Source organism: Cytobacillus firmus NBRC 15306 (genome assembly GCF_001591465.1).
GTDB classification, from domain to species: domain Bacteria; phylum Bacillota; class Bacilli; order Bacillales; family Cytobacillaceae; genus Cytobacillus; species Cytobacillus firmus.
In genome coordinates this window covers 62,542-83,391 of the sequence record NZ_BCUY01000002.1, presented here as the reverse complement: position 1 = coordinate 83,391, position 20,850 = coordinate 62,542, and the positions used below count along the sequence as shown (strand labels likewise).

Here is a 20,850-nt window from a genome sequence, read left to right as displayed (position 1 = left end):
ACCAATTTGGGTTTATTCATAACCAGAAAAGCAGAAGCGACTTGAGGTACTCCTTATAAAAGATGACTCTTGTAGAAACTACATTAAAATATATGGATTCAGGTCAATTGAGACGGTTAGGCCCCCGGCAGAAATTTCCTGCTGGTAATTATCCAGAATCTTTTTCAGCGTCTGGCCAAGTTCCGGCTCCCGCTTGTATTTTATCAGACATTGATACCGATATCTATTATTGATCCGCGGTATTGGGGAGGCAACCGGACCAAGAACAATGCTCTCTGCAGATAATTTTGACTGAATGTACTGCGTGATCTTCTCGGTTACCGAAACAGCCTTCATTAATTCCTCGTGGCTGACGGTGACAAGGGAGATATAGAAGAAAGGAGGATATCTATGGATTTTGCGGGCCATCATTTCTCTATCATAAAATTTATCGTAATCCTGCTCCCCCGCCAGCTCAATACTATAATGTTCAGGCGTGTAGGTCTGAATGATTACCTCACCCTCTAATTCATGCCTCCCGGCTCGCCCGCTTACCTGTGTCAGCAGCTGAAAGGTTTTTTCAGAAGAGCGGAAATCAGGCAAGTGCAGCATGGTGTCTGCCGAGAGGACGCCCACTAAGGTAATATTGGGGAAATCAAGGCCTTTAGCAATCATCTGAGTCCCAAGAAGAATATCTGCATGTCCTTCCTGGAATTGATCGAGGAGCTTTTCATGTGCACCCTTCCTGCTGGTAGTGTCGACATCCATCCGGATTACCTTCGCTTCTGGCAGAATCTTTGCCAATTCCTCTTCCACTTTCTGCGTACCGGTCCCAAAATAGCGGATATGCTCACTTTCACATTCCGGGCATGCATTCGGAACCAATGCTTCATAGCCGCAGTAATGGCATTTCATCTGCTGGTTATAACGATGATACGTCAAAGATATATCACAATGCGGACAATTAATAACATATCCGCAATCCCTGCACATTACAAATGAGGAGTGTCCTCTTTTATTTAAAAATAAAACAATCTGCTCCTTTTTTCCAAGACGGTCTTTTATTTTTGCAAGGAGTTTCCTGGAGAACATAGACCGGTTTCCTTCTCGCAGCTCTTCCCGCATATCAATGATATCAACTGCAGGGAGAGCCTGATTGTTCATTCTGTTTTCGAGAGTGAGGAGATGGTAAACTCCTTTTTGTGCCCGCGCGAAAGATTCCAATGAGGGAGTTGCACTGCCGAGCACCACAGGACATTTATAATTTTCCGCTCTTTTGATGGCAACGTCCCTTGCATGGTATCTTGGGTTTTCTTCCTGTTTATAGCTGGTTTCGTGCTCTTCATCAATTATAATAATTCCGAGGTTTTCAAAGGGGGCAAAGATCGCCGACCGGGCTCCGACAACAACCTTGACTTCCTTCCGCTGAATCTTTCTCCATTCATCATACTTTTCTCCCGCTGAAAGGCCGCTGTGCATAACCGCAACCTGATCGCCAAACCTTCCTTTAAAGCGTTTGACCATCTGCGGAGTTAAGGAAATCTCAGGCACAAGGACAATGGCTTCTTTGCCATCCTTAAGCACCCGCTGGATGGATTGCAGATAAACCTCCGTTTTTCCGCTTCCTGTTACCCCATAAAGCAAAAAGGTTTCATGCCTGTTATCTTCAATAGAATCAAGGATGGGGATAATGGCTTTTCTTTGTCCATCAGTCAAAGAGAGCGGTTCGGTTCTTTGGAATTCACGGTCTCCAAAAGGATTGCGGTAAATTTCAACGTCCTTCTGGCCAAGCAGCCCTTTTTGCAAAAGTCCTTTTAACGTGGAAGAGGTGATTCCAAGCAAGGAAAATAACTCCTTCTGATCAACCGGTCCCTCATCCTGAAGGAAATACTCCAGCACTTCCTTTTGCTTAGTTGCATTGCCTGGAAGCTTTTGAAGGTAATCAGTAAGCTCTTTAGCGGCAGCGGCCGCAAAAACCTGCTTGACTTTTTTCTTTTTGACCCGTTCTTTTACCTGGTGAATAATTTCAATATTTCCATTTGATGTTTCCTTCTGAAGAAGCGGTAAAGCACCGCCCTTTACTGCATCATCCCAGGTAATTTCTTCAGCATTCTGAAAAAGTGTGCTTACTTTTTCAGGAAGCAGCTTACGATCTGCATTTTCCGCCATTACGAGCTTCTTTTCATATTTTGCCTTCAATGCTGCAGGCAGCATAGCCTGAAAGGCTGAAATTTTGTAGCATAAAGTTTTTTCTGTCAGCCATTCACCAAGGGTCAAAAGCTCACGATTAAGGACTGGATATAAATCCATCGGTTCTAAAATGGATTTTAACTGCTGAAGATCCGACTCTGCTTTTAATCCTGTAACAAATCCCTGTATTTTCCTCGGCCCAAATGGAACAACCACCCTCATGCCGGGGAAGATGACGCCATTCAGATGAGAGGGTATTTTATAGTCAAACGCCCGGTCAGTCTGTTTGGCAGGAACATCGACAATTACACTTGCTATATTCATTCATGCTCATCCTTTAGCAGCTTCGAGGCTTCTTCAAGAATTTTTTCGGCAACATCCTTTTTAGACATTAGCGGAAGTTTTTCCGATGATTCATCCTTTTTAAAAAATGTAACAATATTAGTGTCAGTTCCAAAGCCTGCACCTTCTGCAGTTACATTATTGGCAACGATCATATCGGCGTTTTTCTTCATTAGCTTGCCCTTTGCATACTCTTCGACCTGTTCGGTTTCTGCCGCAAACCCTATCAGGATTTGCTTCTTCTTTTTTTGTCCCAGCTCGAACAATATATCCTTTGTTCTTTCAAGCTCCAACACTTCATCCCCAGGCTTTTTCTTCATTTTTTGCGCAGAAGTCACCTTTGGACGATAATCGGAGACTGCAGCAGTCTTTATGACAACATCGGCATGATCAAATTCATTTATTGCCGCCTGATACATTTCTTCAGCAGATTCCACCTTTATCAGTTTTAAACCGGCAGGCGCATTAATTGAAACAGGGCCGGATATTAATACAACTTCAGCACCTGCAGAGACGGCAGCTTCCGCTATTGCATAGCCCATTTTCCCCGTAGAATGGTTCGTAATATAACGGACAGGATCAATTTTTTCCCTCGTTGGACCTGCAGTTATGACCACTTTTCGGCCCGTAAACTCCAATCTGGAAGGCTTGAAAAATTCACTGATTGTTTCTGTAATTTTCTCCGGCTCTTCAAGCCTGCCTTTTCCAACATAACCGCATGCAAGATACCCTTCTGAAGGCTCTATGAATCTGCAGCCAAAACCATATAGGGTTTCAATATTTTTTTGGACAGCAGGATGGCTGTACATATGCACATTCATTGCAGGTGCAATCCAGATCGGTGATGATGCTGCCAAAAGGGTTGTTGTGATCATATTATCTGCAATTCCATTGGCAAGCTTCCCAATAACATTTGCTGTAGCCGGGGCAACAAGAATTAAATCTGCCCAATCAGCCAGGTCGATGTGAGCGATAACCTTCGAGTCTTTTTCATCAAAAGTGTCGGTGTAAACATCATGTCTTGAAAGGGCCTGAAATGTTAATGGTGCAACAAAATTAGCTGCCGATTCACTTAGGATAACTTTTACCTTTGCCCCGGCCTGTGTCAGTTTGCTCGTTAAGGCTGCAGCTTTATAAACAGCAATTCCTCCGGTTACACATAATAATATCTTCTTTCCAGTCAGCATTATATGACCCCACCAATCTCAAAAATAATTCTTCTCTATGAAAAACGGCCTGGCTATCTATTTCTATATAAAGCCTGGCCATTAATGGCAATTAGCTTTCATGATAGTTTTATTATGCAAGAAGAGCAGTGAATTTTCATCTAATAAAACCTCAAACAAAAATAACAACCTTTTGAAAGGTTGTTATTCAGCGATTTCACTCGTATGATTCATTGGCTGTTTTTTCGCCCAGGCGGTAATGAAGCTGGTCTGCATGTATTTCCTCAAGTGCTTTGCCCACATTTTTATGTGATTTGTATCTTTCAAGCTGCGGTCTGGCATTAAGCTGAAGCTTGCGGGCCCGCTTGGCAGCAACTGAAACAAGTGAATATTTGGAGTCAATCTTTGTCATTAGAGAATCAATAGAAGGATAAAGCATAATTTATTCTACCTCCAGCATTTTTTTATATTTAGGTTCTACACGTTCCCTGCGGCAGTGTTCAGCTACCACAATGGATTTTATTCTTTCACAGGCCAGATCGATTTGATCATTCTCTACAACATAATCATATAGATTCATCATTTCAATCTCTTCTTTCGCTGCATTCATGCGATTGTTGATGATATCTTCTGTCTCTGTCCCTCTCGTCACGATACGGTTCTTAAGCTCTGATAAACTAGGTGGAACCAGGAAGATGAACAGGCCGTCCGGAAATTTCTCTCGTACCTGGCGGGCACCCTGAACTTCAATTTCAAGGAAAACATCTTTGCCGCGGCCGAGTGTTTCTCTTACATAATCAACCGGCGTTCCGTAGTAGTTCCCGACAAACTCTGCATATTCAAGCAGCTTATCCTGCCTAATGAGCTCTTCAAACTCCTCGCGTGTTTTGAAAAAATAATCAACTCCATTGACTTCTCCCTCCCTCGGAGATCTCGTTGTCATTGAAATAGAATATTCAAACGCAGTATCAGACTGAGCAAATATCTCTTTTCTTACTGTTCCTTTTCCTACACCTGAGGGTCCGGATAGAACGATCAATAACCCTTTTTCTTTCATTTATAAAATCCTACCCTTCCTCAATAATTTCATCACGGTCATTTAATCGGTGCGCGACGGTTTCCGGCTGGACCGCAGACAAAATGACATGGTCACTGTCCATAACTATAACTGCACGGGTGCGCCTGCCATATGTAGCATCTATTAAAGAGCCCCGGTCCCGCGCGTCCTGAATAATCCGTTTTATCGGGGCAGATTCGGGACTGACTATTGATATAATCCGGTTGGCAGAAACAATATTGCCAAAACCGATATTGATCAGTTTAATTGACATTTGGGTCCTCCAATCATCAGTTATTTAGTTTGACCCCCAGAGCCGGAATCTAAACAACTGCTATTCAATATTTTGAACCTGTTCCTTCATTTTTTCCAATAAACTCTTTATTTCAACGACCTCGGCAGCTATATCTGCACTATTTGCCTTGGAGCCGATCGTATTGGCCTCCCGGTTCATTTCCTGCAGAATAAAGTCGAGCTTTCTTCCTGCCGGATCTGTAAGCTGAAGTGTATGCTCAAACTGGCTAATGTGGCTATGCAGCCTTATCAGTTCTTCACTGATATCCGCTTTATCAGCGAATACCGCTACCTCTGTCAAAATTCTCGGTTCATCCACCTGGCCATCAAGAAATTCCTTCATACGCTTATGCAATCTTTCCTGGTAAAGCTGTGCAATCTTTGGTGCATACTCTCTCAGTTTGCTGACACTATTGCTTAAAAGACTAAGATGGCTGCGAAGATCTTTTTCCAGCTCATCGCCCTCTGCTTTCCTCATTTGCATTAACTGCAGGCATGCCTCTTCAGCAGCAGAAAGGACCAGCTGGCTCATTTCCTCATTGCCGGTCTCTTTTTCTTCAATGCTAATTAATTCTTCACGGATGACATCCCCGATGGATAGTTCAGTTTGAATTTGATACTTTGCTTGAATTGCAGTTATGTATTGATAATATTCATCTAATAGTTCCCAGTCAACATTTACTTGCCTGCTGGCCAGGACATCGCCTTCAATGGTGATAAAAACCTCGATTCTTCCTCTTTTGATATGCCTATTAAGCTTTTTCTTTATTTTGTCTTCAATATGCATCAGCTGTCTGGGCATTCTTATTTGAAATTCGGAAAAACGATGATTTACAGTTTTTATTTCAACCGTAATGGAGCCTTGCCCGGAATCTTTCTTGCTTCTGCCATAGCCAGTCATGCTTACTGCCATTTCTCACACTTCCTTTTGGGAAAAGCACAGCTTATAAAAAGCACTCACTTTCAGTTAGCGGCATGATGCCTGTGCAGTTTATGTATAAAAATCAAGTAGTGATGGAGATTTATATGTTTGCGCAAAAAAGAAAGGTAATAGAGTTCTTCTCTACTACCTAAAGGATTATAACATATTTTATTTTGTTTTTCTTGCCAAAAATGTGCCAGCCAGTAAAAATGTTGGAATGGCTGAGAGTCCTGTAATCATAAACCAGTCGCGCAATTCAATAGGGACAGTGTGGAAAATTGGCTGAAGCGGCGGATAGTATATGACAATCAGCACTAAAATCAGGGAAGAGATGACTGCCCAGACTAAATATTTATTGCCAAATGGATTTCTTGAGAACACTGATTTTTCACTTCGGCAATCAAATACATGAATCAGCTGAGCCATTACCAATGTGGCAAAAGCTACTGTCTGCGCGTATGCAAGATGATCCGGATTTGCCCGGTAGGCAAAAATAAACGCCAGTAATGTCACAAGTCCAATTAAAAATCCTCTTGAAACCACTTTCCAGCCAAGCCCTCTTGAAAAGACACCTTCCTTAGGGCTCCTTGGCTTCCGTTTCATCACATTTTCCTCAGGCTGGTCAAGACCCAGAGCCATTGCCGGAAGTCCATCCGTTACGAGGTTCACCCAAAGAATCTGAATTGGCACTAATGGCAGCGGAAGGGCTAGAAGCATAGCAAACAGCATAACCAGAATTTCACCAACATTTGATGCCAGCAAATACCTGATGAACTTGCGGATATTTTCGTAAATATTTCTTCCTTCTTTTATCGCGGCTTTTATGGTAGCAAAATTATCATCAAGCAATACAAGTGCAGATGCCTCTTTAGCAACATCTGTGCCTGTAATGCCCATTGAAATGCCAATATCTGCTGCTTTAATGGCCGGAGCATCATTGACTCCATCACCTGTCATGGCAACGATATGACCTCTATTCTGGAGTGCCTTGACAATTTTCAATTTATGCTCAGGCGATACTCTGGCAAATACTGCGACATCCTCAACCACATCCTCAAGGTCTTCTACAGACATCTCTGCCAGGTCTTTGCCCTGAAGTACTTTGGAACCTTCTGTTAAAATGCCTAACTGTTTGGCAATGGCCTGTGCTGTAATCACATGATCTCCTGTGATCATGATCGTTTTGATTCCTGCTTCCCTGCACTTCTTGACTGCTTCTTTAACCTCCGGCCTTGGCGGATCAATCATCCCCTGCAGCCCGATAAAAGTTAATCCCTTCTCCGCCTCTTTTTCATCAAGAATGACATTTTTAGCTGGGATTTCTTTATAGCCAATCGCGATCGTTCTCAATGCTTGTGATGCCAGATCTTCTATGGCTGCCTGAATTTCACCTGAAAGCTCCCTCGAAAGAATCTGCCGCCTTCCCTCCCAAAGAACCGATTCGCTTTTCCCGACTAAGACATCGGGAGCACCTTTGGTAACAATAAATTGTCTTCCATTATGATCCTTTACCACAACACTCATCATTTTTCTGGCAGAGTCAAACGGAAACTCATTAATAATCTGAAATTGATTCAGCAGACTGCTCCTGTTATAGCCAGCTTTCATGGCTGCTACAAGGAGAGCACCTTCAGTTGGGTCCCCGTCAATCACAAACTCATTATTTTTCTGCTGTATTTCCGCATGGTTGCATAGCATGCCAAACATCAGCATCTGCTGGAGCGCCTTATCACTTTTCGGCTCAATTTGGCTCTCATTTCGATAAAACTGCCCTTGCGGTTCATACCCGACTCCATCTACTCTCCATTCTTTCCCTCCGCTCCAGAGATGGGTGACGGTCATTTTGTTTTGGGTCATGGTTCCGGTTTTGTCTGAACAAATAACAGACGCACAGCCAAGTGTTTCAACTGCAGGAAGCTTCCGTACGATTGCCTTTTTCCTGATCATTCTTTGAACACCAAGCGAGAGCGCCACCGTGACAATGGCAGGCAGCCCTTCGGGAATTGCCGCAACAGCTAATGAGACACCAGCAAGAAACATTGTATATAATTCCTGTCCCTGCATCACACCTGCCGCAACAACGAGAACTGTAAGGAAAATCGCTGCCGTAATGAGGATTTTGCCGAGCTGTTCCAATCTCCGCTGAAGCGGTGTTGTCATGGTTTCGGCATTTTGCAGAAGATCAGCAATTTGTCCCATGGCGGTATTCATTCCTGTACCGACAACTACACCCATTCCGTTGCCGCGGGTCACCATTGTACCCATAAAAGCCATATTTTCCATATCGCCTATAGCAAGGTTTGGTGTTTTCAGGGAACCTGTTCTCTTTTGAACAGGCAGCGACTCTCCCGTTAAGGCAGATTCCTCAATTTCAAGGCTATTGGATTCTACTATTCTTACATCTGCTCCCACTCTGTCACCCGTGGAAAATTTAAGAAGATCCCCAACAGCTACTTCTCTTGACGGAATTTTCTTCCATTCCCCATCCCGAAGCGCAAGTACCTGGGGAGCAGATAACTCTTTAAGTGCACTTAGCGACTTTTCTGCTTTCCTTTCCTGAAAAAAGCCCAGAAACCCATTTATGATTACAATCGCAATAATGGCAATCGCATCAATATATTCACCAAGCAGCCCCGAAATCAAGGTGGCAGCTAATAAAACAAGAACCATGAAATCCTTAAATTGACTAAAAAATAAGAGTAAAGCAGACTGCTTTTCTCCTTCTTTCAATTCATTTAGGCCATATTGTTTATGGCGCTTTTTTACATCATCCTCTGTTAAGCCTGCCTTAATGTCTGTATTTAAGGCTTGCTCAACCTCCCTTTCGTTCATTTCATGGAACTTCATCCGGACATCACACTTCCTCCTTTGTGGTTTGAGAAAAGCCATAGTAGCCTCCGGTGCAGGAATTAAGAACCGAAAAAGAATACCGGGAGCACTCACAGCCAGACTTTAGAAAATCCGCCAAATGGCAGACTATCCTTTTCTGCTAAATCAAGGCAGAGTTGTCCAATCTCTTTCTAAAGAAAGCATATTCAGCCCTGTCCAAAAAAATGCTATTATTAAAAAGAAAAGCGGAAGGCGCCCGCTTATCGGCGACAAGCATAAGACGAGCCGGCTGAAAGGTTGTTTTTTAACCTTTTGGACGGATTGGCTTATGACCTCGAGCCGATGGCGCCTGGAGCTAGACAAAATTAGAAAAGCGGAAGCGCCTTGCTCACCCCCGACAAGCACAAGACGGGGCTGCCGAAAAGGCGTACTTTGCCTTTTTGGAAGATTCGGCTTGTGACCTCGAGGGGGTAGGCGCTGGAGCTGGACAATTATCGAAGTACAAAGATAAAAATTTTAGTCTTATTAGAAAAGCGGAAGGCGCCTGAAAATAGAAAAACCAAGCAATAAAACTTGATTTTTATTTAATAAATGAAAGAATAAGGTATATCTAATGTTATTTTTATAGAAGAGGATGTTCCGATATGTCATTTGATGGTTTGTTCACAAGAGCTATGACGAAAGAGCTTATAGATACTTTAAATGGCGGCAGAATCAATAAGATTCAGCAGCCATATAAAAATGAAATCATTTTAGTTGTGCGGGCAAACGGGAAGAATCACAGGCTTTTGCTGTCAGCCCATCCAAGCTATGCGAGAGTCCAGCTTACGAATGAAACACACGAAAACCCTTCAGAGCCCCCGATGTTCTGCATGCTTTTAAGAAAGCACCTGGAAGGCTACATACTTGAAGATGTCCATCAAATCAGGCTTGACCGTATAATCGTGTTTGAGGTGAAAGGCAGGAATGAGATTGGCGATACATCCTATAAACAGCTGATTGTTGAGATTATGGGCAGGCACAGCAATATTACGCTGGTGGATAAATCCCGCAACATCATTCTCGACAGCATCAAACATGTTTCTTTTGCCGTTAATAGCCATCGTGCCATTTTGCCCGGACAGGAGTATATACTCCCTCCATCTCAGGATAAAATGAATCCCTTCGAGGCGGATGAAGAAGCTTTACTGCGCAAGATTGATTTTAACAGCGGGAAAGTTGATAAACAGCTTGTGGCGGGATTCGCCGGAATCTCCCCGCTATTTGCAAAAGAAGTGATGCACCATGCCGGTCTTGTAAACAGGACAACTCTTCCTAAGAGTTTCCGGCATTTTATCGGCTTGCTGAAAGACCATAGCATCAGGCCCGCCATTACAGAAGGGGAAAATAAAGAAAGCTTTTATTTATTGCCCCTGCAGCATATTAAAGGGGAAAGCAGGGAGTTTAATTCCCTGAGTGAAATGCTGGACCGCTTTTATTTCGGCAAAGCTGAAAGAGACCGGGTCAAACAGCAATCCAATGATCTTGAACGGTTTATAATAAATGAGAAAGAAAAGAATGAGAAGAAGATTGAGAAGTTGAAAATAACCCTTCATGAAGCAGAAAATGCCGATAGACATCAATTATATGGGGAATTGATCACGGCAAATATTTATGCGATTCAAAAGGGGATGAAGGAAGCGGAGGTCATCAATTATTACGATGAAAATGGCGCTTCAGTGATTATTCCTCTGGATCCGCAGAAGACTCCTTCGGAGAATGCACAAAAGTATTTTACAAGATACCAAAAGGCAAAAAATGCCGTTATTGCAGTAAAAGAGCAAATTAAAAAAGCAGAAGAGGAAGCGGCATACTTCGAATCCCTTCTTCAGCAAGTAGAAACGGCATCAACAAGAGACATTGCCGAAATAAGGGAAGAGCTTGCTGAAGGCGGTTATATTCGTGAAAGGCAGAAACGGGGAAACAAGAAACAGCAAAACCTTAAGCCTGTTCTGGACCGTTATACTGCCACTGACGGAACGGAAATTCTAGTCGGTAAAAACAACAAGCAAAATGATTATTTAACGAACAAATTAGCCGGAAGGGATGAAATCTGGCTGCATACAAAAGACATACCTGGTTCACATGTGGTGATCCGAAGCAAAGAGCCGGCAGAAAATACAATTCTTGAAGCTGCATCCCTCGCAGCTTACTTCAGCAAAGCACGCAATTCCAGTTCGGTACCCGTTGACTTCACACAAGTCAGGCACGTGAAAAAACCAAGCGGCGCGAAACCTGGATTTGTCATATATGACAATCAGCAGACTGTTTACGTTACGCCTGATGAAGAAACGGTTCTGTCCTTAAAACAAAACATTTAAATAAATGAAAAAAGCAAGCTCCGATGCTTGCTTTTTTCATTTGACTAAAACTGAGATACTTTTCCCCACTCAGCAGGGTCTTTTCGCCATTCAACCAGCTTCTTCATATCCTCTTCCTGGATAAAGCCCTTTTCAACTGCTGCTTCTGTCATAGCTTCAATATCAGTCAGTGTATATGCTTCAATTTTCTCTTCGGCCAGCATTTGTTTTCCTTTTTCAAGCTGGTATGTGAAGATGGCCGCCACACCCAGCACTTCACAGCCTGCTTCTCTTAAAGCCTTGACAGCAGTAATGGCACTTCCACCTGTTGAGATCAGATCTTCTACAACAACAACCTTCTGGCCTTTATCAGCTTTGCCTTCAATTTGCTTTCCTTTTCCATGGCCCTTGGCCTTGGAGCGGACATAGCACATTGGCAGCTCCATATTGTCACTGACCCAGGCTGCATGCGGAATGCCCGCTGTGGCTGTCCCTGCAATAAGTTCTGCTTCAGGAAATTTGTCCAGAATGATTGCTTGAAGGCCAGCAGCTATTTCTTTTCTAACTTCAGGGTATGACAATGTAAGACGGTTATCGCAATAGATTGGAGCACGCAATCCTGAAGACCATGTAAATGGATCGTTTGGGTTTAATGCAACTGCTTTTATATCTAATAATTTTTCTGCTATTTTACGCTTCATTTAGAATGCCCTCCCAAGATTGCTTGCATTGAATATATTTTTCAAATGGATTTTCCGCTCTGGTAATCGATCGGCCTACTACAATTGCGGAAGCCCCTTCCTTTCTGGCGAATTCAGGTGTTGCCACTCTTTTCTGATCTCCGGAGTCGTCAGATGAAAGGCGTATTCCCGGTGTTACAGTCAAAAAGGAAGATCCTATTCGCGAACTTATCGCCCTTGCCTCAAAGCTTGAACATACTACGCCATCAAGTCCTGCTTCTTTGGCAAGATTGGCATAATGAAGAACAGATTCGTTTAATGAAGCAGGAATTAATTGCTCTGATTTCATTTGCTGTTCGGATGTGCTTGTCAGCTGCGTCACAGCAATACAAAATGGCCTTTTCCCTGAACTCCCGGCTTCAAGTCCTTCACGTGCTGCTTCCATCATGGCTTTCCCTCCTGCGGCATGTACATTAACCATATCGCAGCCCAGCCCGGCAAGTCGCTTCATGGCACTTTTAACGGTATTAGGAATATCATGAAGCTTGAGATCAAGGAAAATCTCATGCCCTTGTTCTTTTAAATCGTGAACAATGGAAGGCCCCTCCTGGTAAAATAACTCCATGCCTACCTTAAGAAATAACTTTTCATTTTCAAAGTTTTTCAGAAAATGATGTACTTCCATTTTTCCTGGAAAATCAAGAGCAATAATGAGCGGTTTTTTCAAGTTTCTTCCAGCTCCTTCCTGTGCATTCGCTAATATGTTCATACCCTAGCTTCTCAATAAGTTCTGGCAGCTCACCGATAATTTTCGGACACACATAAGGATCTACAAAGTTAGCTGTTCCAACAGCTACTGCACTTGCACCTGCGTAGAAGTATTCGATGACATCCTCTGCAGATTCAATTCCTCCCATGCCGATGATCGGAAGGGATACCTGCTGGCTCACTTCATATATCATCCGGAGTGCGACTGGCTTGATGGCTGGCCCTGAAAGTCCGCCTGATTTATTTGCCAGAATCGGATTGCCGGTTTTTAGATCGATTCTCATGCCAACGAGTGTGTTGATCATCGTTAAACCGTCCGCTCCGCCACCTTCTGCTGCTTTAGCCATTTCTACAATATTTGTGACATTTGGCGAAAGCTTCACATAGACAGGTACTTCAGAAACCTCTTTTACTTTTTTCGTTAGATTTTTTGCAATTTCCGGAATAGTGCCAAATGCAATTCCGCCTGTTTTCACATTCGGGCATGAGATGTTGAGTTCAAGTGCATGTACATTCGGACTTGCAGAGATTTTCCTGGCAACCTCAATATAATCCTCTTCCTGCGAACCGGCTACATTGGCAATGATCGGTACATCAAATTGTTCAAGCCAGACCAGTTCTTCATTCACTACTTTTTCCAGGCCGGGATTCTGCAGCCCAATTGCATTCAGCATCCCTGCAGAGGTCTCAGCCACTCTTGGTGTTGGATTTCCAAAACGGGGCTCAAAGGTTGTCGCCTTTATCATGATTGCGCCCAATTGGCTCAAATCATACAGCTGGCTGAATTCCCTCCCGAAGCCAAAACATCCGGATGCAGGCATGATTGGATTTTTCAATTCCAGCCCAGGCAGACTGACGTTTAATGAATTCATAAAACTACCTCCCCTGCTTTAAAGACCGGTCCGTCACTGCAGACTTTTTTATAACTAAATCCTTCAGGGTCATCCCCTGTATGGCAGACACATGCAAAGCATGCCCCTATGCCGCATCCCATTCGTTCTTCCAATGACAGGAATGCCTTTTTATGAGGAAATTGATTTTCAATCGCCTTCAGCATCGGCGTCGGGCCGCAGGAATATAAAACATCGAAATCAATATTCAACCGATTAATAACATCTGTAACAAAGCCCTTCGTTCCTGCGCTTCCATCAGCTGTAGCCAGGTAGGTCTCGCCCAGCCGGGCAAAATTTTCCTCATAAAATACCGCTCCGGCCGATTGAAATCCCAGGACGTGAATTACCTTAACGCCGCGGTTTACAAGCTGATTTGACAGTTCATATAAAGGGGGGACTCCGATTCCGCCTCCCACAAGAAGTGCTGTATTCCCCCGGCCAGCTTCGCTGATAGGAAACCCATTTCCAAGCGGCCCCAATACATCAGTGTAATCACCGGGCTTTTTTTCTGAAAGTAATGCCGTTCCTCTGCCTTCAGCACGATAAATCATCTTAAACTGGCTTTCATCGGGTGAAATTTCTGCAATGCTGATTGGCCTTCTCAGCATTGGGTCATAGCCCTCTGATATTTTCAAATGGACAAATTGCCCGGGTTCTTTCATTTCATGAACAAGCTCACCTTGAAGGGTGAGCTCGTAAATGTTTTCGGCCAGTTTAATTTGTGATATAACTTTACAATTTTCCTGTCTGATCAAGATAAAACCGCCTCCTGGATTTCTTCTGGCTTATCCATCGCGTCTGCTGAAAAATTCATTGATTCGATAACTTGAAGAATTGCTTCTGCCGTATCAAGTGAGGTTAGACATGGCACGCCATTTTCTACTGATTCTCGGCGGATGCGGAAGCCATCTCTGGCAGGCTGTTTTCCTTTTGTTAAAGTATTAATAACAAATTGCGCTTCGCCATTTTTTATGACATCCAGAAGGTTTGGACCTTCTGACCCGATTTTTCCAGTCACTTTTACAGGAATGCCTGCAGTTTTAAGGAACAAAGCCGTTCCGCTTGTTGCCATTAGCCTGTAGCCGATTGATACAAATCTCTTTGCCAGCTGCAGAGCTTCTTCCTTATCCTTGTCTGCGACAGTCATTAGTACAGTTCCAAACGGCTGAATTTTCATGCCGGAAGCAACAAGGCCTTTATAAAGGGCTTTTTCAAGCGTTGAATCTTTTCCCATAACTTCTCCGGTTGACTTCATTTCAGGCCCTAAAGTGATGTCTACTCTTCTTAATTTCGCAAATGAGAACACCGGTACTTTTACAAACACGCCTTTTCTCTCCGGCAGAAGGCCTGATCCGCAGCCCTGCTGAGCCAAAGTTTGCCCCATGATAACCTTCGTAGCGATTTTGGCCATTGGCACATTTGTAATCTTGCTCAAGAAAGGAACGGTCCGGCTTGAACGCGGATTGACTTCAAGGACATATACTTCCCCTTTTGCCACTACATACTGGATATTCAGGAGTCCTATTATGCCAAGGCCCTTAGCCATCTTCTCGGTATACTCAACAAGCTTGTCTTTGATTGCCTCTGAAATGTTTTGCGGAGGATAGACGGCAATGGAATCTCCTGAGTGTACCCCAGCTCTTTCAATATGCTCCATGATGCCCGGGATGAGCACATTTTCCCCATCCGAAATGGCGTCCACTTCAATTTCCTTCCCAGTCAAATATCGGTCTATTAATACGGGATGCTCCGGGTTTACTTTTACAGCATTTTCCATATAGTATAGAAGTTCATCTTCTTTATAAACGATCTCCATTGCTCTTCCGCCAAGTACATATGATGGTCGGACGACCACTGGATATCCGATTTCACTGGCAATTGCTACTGCCTGCTCCACTGACAGGGCAGTCTTTCCTTTAGGCATCGGGATGCCAAGCTCTGCAAGAGCTTGCTCAAATTTATCCCGGTCTTCTGCCCGGTCTAAGCTTTCAAGCGAAGTTCCCAGAATTTTTACGCCTCTTTCTACCAGATCTGCTGCAAGATTAATAGCCGTTTGTCCGCCAAATTGCACAACTACACCTTCCGGTTTCTCAAGATCGATAATGTGCATGACATCTTCAATCGTTAGCGGCTCAAAATAGAGCTTATCGGAGATGCTGAAGTCAGTAGAGACTGTTTCAGGATTATTATTAATGATGATTGCTTCATATCCTGCTTCCTTAATGGCCCATACCGCGTGAACAGTTGAATAATCAAACTCCACTCCCTGCCCAATCCGGATTGGCCCTGAGCCCAGAACGACAACACTTTTGCGGCCGGATACTTCCGATTCATTCTCATCTTCATAAGTTCCATAGAAATACGGAGTTTCCGATTCAAATTCCGCTGCACATGTATCAACCATTTTATAAACCGGTTCAATCGCATTTTCTTTTCTCCAGCTGTATACTTCCAACTCATTTGAGTCCCACAGCCTGGCAATTACCGGATCGGCAAAGCCCATTTCCTTTGCAGCTTTCCCTGTATCAGGGTCAAAAGGATTTTCAGTTAGTACATTCTCAAAATCTATGATTTTCTTTATCTTATAAAGGAAGAATAAATCAATTTTGCTCCATTCATGGATCGTCTCAATAGTGACTCCCCTTCTGATGGCTTCACCGATGTAAAACAGACGTTCATCTCCGGCTTTACGGATTCGCTTTTCGATCAATTCATCAGAAATTTGGCCGGCATTCTTCAGCTCAAGATGATAAATGTTTGCTTCAAGTGAACGTACTGCTTTCAGGAGAGATTCTTCAAATGTCCGTCCTATCGCCATTACTTCTCCTGTAGCCTTCATTTGGGTGCCAAGCGAACGGTTTGCAGATTCGAACTTATCAAACGGCCAGCGCGGGATTTTTGAGACAATATAATCCAATGCCGGTTCAAAGCAGGCATATGTTTTTCCTGTCACAGGATTCATCATTTCATCAAGTGTCAGTCCTACCGCTATCTTGGCTGCCAGTTTGGCAATCGGATAACCTGTCGCCTTTGAAGCCAGCGCAGATGAGCGGCTTACACGCGGGTTGACTTCGATAATGTAATAATTAAAGCTATCCGGATCTAGCGCCAGCTGCACATTGCATCCTCCTTCAATCTCGAGGGCGCGGATAATTTTTAATGAAGTGTTTCTCAGCAGCTGATATTCACGATCACTCAAAGTTTGGCTTGGCGCTACAACGATTGAATCTCCCGTATGAACCCCTACCGGGTCAAAGTTTTCCATATTGCAGACAACAATCGCATTGTCATTGGAATCCCGCATCACTTCATACTCAATTTCCTTAAAGCCTGCAATGCTCTTTTCAAGCAAACACTGTGTAACAGGGCTGTTCTTTAAGCCGCTCGTCACAATTTCAATCAGATCTTCTTCATCGTGGCAGATGCCCCCGCCTGTTCCCCCCAATGTGAAAGCAGGGCGCACAATGACCGGATAGCCAATCCTGTTTACAAATTCATATGCCTCATCCAGGTTATGAATAATTTCACTTTCAGGCACTGGTTCGCCAAGTTCATTCATCAAGTTTCTAAAAAGGTCCCGGTCTTCCGCCTTTTGGATAGCAGATAATTTTGTACCGAGGATTTCAACCCCGCATTCTTCCAAAACACCTGATTCAGCAAGCTCTACTGCCAGGTTTAATCCCGTCTGTCCCCCAAGAGTTGGAACAAGCGCATCAGGACGTTCTTTCCGGATAATGCGGCTGACGAATTCCACCGTAAGCGGCTCTATATATACCGCGTCAGCAATCTCGGTATCTGTCATAATAGTGGCAGGATTCGAGTTTACAAGAATTACGCGGTAGCCTTCCTCTTTCAAAGCAATGCAGGCCTGTGTTCCGGCATAATCAAACTCTGCTGCCTGCCCGATGACAATTGGTCCTGATCCGATTACTAAAATACTTTTTATATCTGTACGCTTTGACATGCTGCAGCACCTTCCTCTTTATGTGATTCAATCATTTGCAAGAATTGTTCAAATAATCCGTTTGCATCCTCGGGTCCCGGTGAAGCTTCAGGATGATATTGAACAGTGAATGCAGGGACTTCTTTATGCTTTAAGCCTTCAATTGTTCCATCGTTTAAGGCGATATGTGTTACTTCAAGCGGCGTACCAGTTATTGAATTTTCTTCTACTGAGTATCCATGGTTTTGAGATGTTAAAGCGACTTTTCCGGTTTGCAGATCTTTCACCGGATGGTTTGAACCGCGATGGCCAAATTTCAATTTTTCTGTATTGGCACCGCAAGCAAGGGCAAAAAGCTGATGTCCCAGGCAGATTCCGAAAATCGGTACTTTTCCCAGCAGTCCTTTAATCATTGTGATGGCTTCCTCAACATCTTTCGGGTCTCCAGGGCCATTTGAAAGCATAACTCCATCCGGGCTCATGCTGAGTATTTCTTCGGCTGCTGTATTATAAGGCACAACAATCACATCACAATCCCGCTTGTTCAATTCTCTTAAGATCCCGTGTTTCATGCCGAAATCTACAAGGACTACCCTTCTGCCGCGGCCAGGGCTTGGATAAGGTGTCTTAGTTGACACTTGCTTAACCTGATCGTTTCGCAGCTTGGTTGCCCGCAGTTTCTCAATGATTACTTCCGGGTTTTCACTTATGCTGCAAATAGCACCTTTCAGCGTACCATGCTGCCTGATAATTCTTGTTAATTTCCTGGTATCTATGCCAGCAATTCCAGGGATGTTTTTCATCTTAAAATAGTCTTCAATCGATTGTTCATTTCTCCAGTTTGAAGGAAACTCGCACGCTTCTTTCACAATGAAACCGGAGATTGCCGGGGAGATCGATTCAAAATCGTCTCTGTTTATCCCATAATTTCCGATTAAAGGGTATGTCAAGGTTACGATTTGGCCGCAGTAGGATGGGTCAGACAGGATTTCCTGATAACCCGTCATTCCTGTATTGAATACTACTTCTCCAATTGAATTCGTATCACTTCCGAATCCCTTTCCAATAAAAATTGTTCCGTCTTCCAGAATCAGCTGTTTTTTCATGCTTTTACACTCCCTCTGTCCCAAACAATTTTTCCGCCTGCTATTGTCACTACCGGCCAGCCTTTACATTCCCAGCCGGTAAATGGCGTGTTTTTCCCTTTTGATAAGAACTGAGCTGGATCAATCTTTTCCTGACGGTCCAGGTCAAGCAGGACAAGATCTGCTATTTCACCAGCTTCCAATTTCCCTGATTGAATGCCGAATGCCTCTGCTGGCTTTATTGTTAAGTAATCAATCAGCTGCTTTAGTGTGAATATCCCCTTCTCAACGAAGTGGGTGTAAAGAAGCGGAAAGGCTGTTTCAAGTCCGACAATCCCGAAAGGCGCCAGTTCCATCCCCTCTTCTTTTTCTGCTGCTGTATGTGGCGCATGGTCGGTGGCAATAAAATCTATTGTGCCATCCTGCAATCCTTCGATTAAGGCAGCTCTGTCATCTGCTCCTCTTAATGGAGGATTCATTTTAAAGTTAGCATCCAGACCCGGGATATCTTCTTCACATAGAAGGAGGTGATGAGGTGTCACCTCGGCTGTTACCTTGATGCCTGCACGCTTTGCATCTCTTACCACCCTGACAGACTCTTTCGTGCTGATGTGGCAGACATGATAATGGCAGCCGGCAGCCTCGGCAAGAAGAACGTCCCTTGCGATTTGCACTGATTCACAGACAGAAGGAATACCATTTAAACCGTTCTCTTTAGCAAAAATTCCATCATGTACGGAGCCTTTGTTAATGAGGGTATTTTCTTCGCAGTGGGCAACAATCGGCATGTTAAGATCTGCGGCATTCCTCATTGCCTCAAGCATCATGGCTGCTGATTGCACCCCTACTCCATCATCTGTAAAAGCAAACGCCCCAGCTTCCTTCAAAGCTTTAAAATCGGTTAATTCCTGGCCAAGCTCACGGATTGTAATCGATGCATAAGGCAGAACCTTGACCGCCGCAGTCTCATCAATACGGCTGTTCAATTTTTCAAGCTGTTCTTTTGTATCAGGTACCGGCCGGGTATTCGGCATCGCAGCAACGGTTGTGAAACCGCCTTTAGCAGCTGCTCTTGTGCCAGTTTCGATTGTTTCTTTCTTTTCACCGCCTGGTTCACGCAAGTGGATGTGCAGGTCTATAAAACCTGGAGCAACCAGCAATCCTTCTGCATCAATCACTTCCTGCGCCTCTCTCCCCACACCTGCACCTATCTCAGCGATTTTTCCTGACTCTATGTAAATGTCCGTTTTTTCAAAGTTCCCTTCCTTAGTAAGCAACTGGCCATTTTTTATCAATGTTGACATGTTTAGCTCCCCCTTCAATATGTTCAATTGATCGTTTTAATACTGCCATTCGGATGTACACACCATTTTGCATCTGCTTGAAGATCCTGGAACGCCCGCATTCCACTAAACAATCTGCTATTTCAACACCCCGATTTACAGGTGCCGGATGCATAATAATGCTGTTTGGCTTCATTGTTCTTTCACGATCTTCTGTAAGGCCGTATGCCAGGTGGTATTCTTCAGCAGATTGGTCAGCTTTCGATTCATGCCTCTCATGCTGTATTCTCAGCAGCATGACAACATCAGAAGTTTCTATAGCTGTGTCAACATCTTCATACATTCCATTCTCAAGCATTTCTTCATTGAACCATTCTTTTGGACCTGAAAAAACAACCTTTGCACCGAGCCGGACAAGTGCATCTGCATTGGATCTTGCGACACGGCTATGTGCGATATCACCAATGATGGCTACTTTTAATCCTTCAAAGGATCCGAATTCCTGTTTAATCGTCAGCAGATCCAGCAGTGATTGAGTTGGATGGTGCCCGCAGCCATCCCCTGCATTCAGGATGGACACACCGCTTTTGTCTGCCAATTCGTCAAAGTAGCGATCCTCGCTATGGCGGATGACGACTGCATGCACACCAATCGCTTCCAGCGTTTTGACTGTGTCGTATAATGACTCACCCTTGGATACACTTGATGTGCTGACTTCAAAAGGAATTATGTCCAATCCAAGCCGCCTTTCCGCCACTTCAAAGCTGCATTTGGTTCTTGTGCTATTCTCAAAGAAAAGGTTAGCGACAAAAACCTTTTGTTCAGGAGTCCATGTTCCGCCGTTTAAAAAATATTGCGCATCTTCAAGAATTTTATTGATCTCTTTAATTTCCAACTCTGAGGTAGTGAGCAAATGTTTCATTTTTTATCCTCCCCTTCAAAAAAAGCACCCTGCCGATTTGGTCAGGGTGCTGCAAAGTTGAGGCAGCCGGGTATACGGATACACTGATACCGTATAGCCAGGTTTGCCGCCAACACCCTTTTAAGCCTCTCGGGACTTAGTTAAAAAGCATTAAGCTA

The 20,850-nt window shown here is 43.9% G+C and carries 16 protein-coding genes; 1 reads left to right on the top strand and 15 read right to left on the bottom strand.

The window, feature by feature from the left end:
* Positions 1-78: 78 nt before the first annotated feature.
* The 7 genes from priA to BFI01S_RS01090 all read right to left on the bottom strand — a co-directional run bounded on the left by priA (position 79) and on the right by BFI01S_RS01090 (position 8,797).
* Positions 79-2,493 (bottom strand): primosomal protein N', encoded by a 2,415-nt coding sequence (priA, locus tag BFI01S_RS01120; protein ID WP_061790966.1) that lies wholly within the window; start codon positions 2,491-2,493, stop codon positions 79-81.
* Positions 2,490-3,698, bottom strand: coding sequence for a bifunctional phosphopantothenoylcysteine decarboxylase/phosphopantothenate--cysteine ligase CoaBC (coaBC, locus tag BFI01S_RS01115; protein ID WP_061790965.1), 1,209 nt, complete (start codon positions 3,696-3,698; stop codon positions 2,490-2,492). The genes priA and coaBC overlap by 4 nt, the downstream gene beginning before the upstream one ends.
* A 196-nt stretch (positions 3,699-3,894) precedes the next feature.
* On the bottom strand, positions 3,895-4,116 hold the full coding sequence (gene rpoZ / locus BFI01S_RS01110) for a DNA-directed RNA polymerase subunit omega (RefSeq protein WP_035328865.1): 222 nt from the start codon (positions 4,114-4,116) through the stop codon (positions 3,895-3,897).
* Positions 4,117-4,119: 3 nt separating this feature from the next.
* Positions 4,120-4,734, bottom strand: coding sequence for a guanylate kinase (gmk, locus tag BFI01S_RS01105; protein WP_061790964.1), 615 nt, complete (start codon positions 4,732-4,734; stop codon positions 4,120-4,122).
* Between the two features lie 10 nt (positions 4,735-4,744).
* Positions 4,745-5,008 carry an extracellular matrix/biofilm regulator RemA gene (gene remA / locus BFI01S_RS01100; RefSeq protein WP_026585597.1) on the bottom strand — a complete coding sequence of 88 codons (264 nt, stop codon included), beginning with the start codon at positions 5,006-5,008 and terminating at the stop codon, positions 4,745-4,747.
* A gap of 60 nt (positions 5,009-5,068) precedes the next feature.
* On the bottom strand, positions 5,069-5,941 hold the full coding sequence (locus BFI01S_RS01095) for a YicC/YloC family endoribonuclease (protein WP_061790963.1): 873 nt from the start codon (positions 5,939-5,941) through the stop codon (positions 5,069-5,071).
* Between the two features lie 177 nt (positions 5,942-6,118).
* Positions 6,119-8,797, bottom strand: a complete 2,679-nt coding sequence (locus BFI01S_RS01090; protein WP_061790962.1) for a calcium-translocating P-type ATPase, SERCA-type — start codon at positions 8,795-8,797, stop codon at positions 6,119-6,121.
* A gap of 626 nt (positions 8,798-9,423) precedes the next feature.
* On the opposite strand from BFI01S_RS01090, the gene BFI01S_RS01080 reads away from it, so the two are divergent.
* A complete protein-coding gene (locus tag BFI01S_RS01080) occupies positions 9,424-11,139 on the top strand; it encodes an Rqc2 family fibronectin-binding protein (protein ID WP_061790960.1) in 1,716 nt (571 codons plus the stop codon).
* Positions 11,140-11,183: 44 nt separating this feature from the next.
* Here BFI01S_RS01080 and pyrE read toward each other — a convergent pair whose 3' ends face one another.
* From pyrE to BFI01S_RS01040, 8 genes are read right to left on the bottom strand one after another with little or no spacing between them, the layout of a single operon-like run.
* Positions 11,184-11,819 (bottom strand): orotate phosphoribosyltransferase, encoded by a 636-nt coding sequence (gene pyrE / locus BFI01S_RS01075; RefSeq protein WP_061790959.1) that lies wholly within the window; start codon positions 11,817-11,819, stop codon positions 11,184-11,186.
* Entirely contained in the window at positions 11,809-12,525 is a 717-nt protein-coding gene (gene pyrF / locus BFI01S_RS01070; RefSeq protein ID WP_061790958.1) for an orotidine-5'-phosphate decarboxylase, read from the bottom strand. The genes pyrE and pyrF overlap by 11 nt, the downstream gene beginning before the upstream one ends.
* Positions 12,497-13,438 (bottom strand): dihydroorotate dehydrogenase, encoded by a 942-nt coding sequence (locus BFI01S_RS01065; RefSeq protein WP_061790957.1) that lies wholly within the window; start codon positions 13,436-13,438, stop codon positions 12,497-12,499. Before BFI01S_RS01065 ends, pyrF begins: the two co-directional genes overlap by 29 nt.
* Positions 13,435-14,211, bottom strand: a complete 777-nt coding sequence (locus BFI01S_RS01060) for a dihydroorotate dehydrogenase electron transfer subunit (RefSeq protein WP_280525182.1) — start codon at positions 14,209-14,211, stop codon at positions 13,435-13,437. The genes BFI01S_RS01065 and BFI01S_RS01060 overlap by 4 nt, the downstream gene beginning before the upstream one ends.
* The gene (gene carB / locus BFI01S_RS01055; RefSeq protein ID WP_061790955.1) at positions 14,211-17,423 is read right to left on the bottom strand and encodes a carbamoyl-phosphate synthase large subunit; all 3,213 of its coding nucleotides are present in this window, start codon (positions 17,421-17,423) and stop codon (positions 14,211-14,213) included. The genes BFI01S_RS01060 and carB overlap by 1 nt, the downstream gene beginning before the upstream one ends.
* Positions 17,402-18,508, bottom strand: coding sequence for a carbamoyl phosphate synthase small subunit (locus BFI01S_RS01050; protein ID WP_061790954.1), 1,107 nt, complete (start codon positions 18,506-18,508; stop codon positions 17,402-17,404). Before BFI01S_RS01050 ends, carB begins: the two co-directional genes overlap by 22 nt.
* The gene (gene pyrC, locus BFI01S_RS01045) at positions 18,505-19,791 is read right to left on the bottom strand and encodes a dihydroorotase (RefSeq protein ID WP_061790953.1); all 1,287 of its coding nucleotides are present in this window, start codon (positions 19,789-19,791) and stop codon (positions 18,505-18,507) included. The genes BFI01S_RS01050 and pyrC overlap by 4 nt, the downstream gene beginning before the upstream one ends.
* Positions 19,754-20,692 carry an aspartate carbamoyltransferase catalytic subunit gene (locus BFI01S_RS01040; protein WP_061790952.1) on the bottom strand — a complete coding sequence of 313 codons (939 nt, stop codon included), beginning with the start codon at positions 20,690-20,692 and terminating at the stop codon, positions 19,754-19,756. Before BFI01S_RS01040 ends, pyrC begins: the two co-directional genes overlap by 38 nt.
* Positions 20,693-20,850: the final 158 nt, after the last annotated feature.